At 46.8% G+C, this 539-nt stretch carries 2 protein-coding genes; both read right to left on the bottom strand.

Going from position 1 to position 539, the window contains the following annotated elements:
• On the bottom strand, positions 1 to 286 hold a 286-nt coding region (locus tag VT06_RS17220; protein WP_046555561.1), incomplete at its 3' end, for a metallophosphoesterase.
• Between the two features lie 3 nt (positions 287 to 289).
• Positions 290 to 539: rRNA adenine N-6-methyltransferase family protein (locus VT06_RS17215; RefSeq protein WP_046555560.1), on the bottom strand; the 250-nt coding region annotated here is incomplete at its 5' end.

Below are 539 nucleotides of genomic sequence, written 5' to 3'. Positions count from 1 at the left end.
CACGGCTTGTTGAGTGCAGCAGGTCTGCAGTGTTGTCTTTGGGGTTCGGTCGGCGCAACTCGCATAACACGGCTAATGCGTGTAAATCATGATTACCAAGAACGGTTTGAAATGCTGGTCCCAAATCAGCTAGAAACTCTAGCGTAGCTTGCGCATTCGGGCCGCGGCCAATTAAATCACCTACCGCCCAAAGTTGATCGTAACGGGGATTAAACTCAACTTTGGCAAGTAAGTTTTTTAGTGGTTGCAGGCAGCCGTGAATATCACCAACTACGTAATGAGCCATAAGTTAACTGCCACGCTCACTTAAGTAGTTCGCCATTTTTACGATATCGGCTACATGCAGTGTTTCTGGGCGTACGGTTGGATCAATACCAATTTGCTCAAGTTCTTCAGCAGACATTAACTCTTTCATGTTGTTGCGCATGGTTTTACGACGTTGGTGAAACGCAGTATGGCAAACATGGTTGAGCATGGCGCGATCAATTACTGGCCATGGTGATTCGCTGTAAGGTTCTAAGCGTACAACTGCAGAATCT

Source organism: Arsukibacterium sp. MJ3, from assembly GCF_000987765.1.
In the GTDB taxonomy this organism is placed as follows: Bacteria; Pseudomonadota; Gammaproteobacteria; order Enterobacterales; family Alteromonadaceae; genus Alishewanella.
This window is presented reverse-complemented; position numbering and strand designations above follow the sequence as displayed.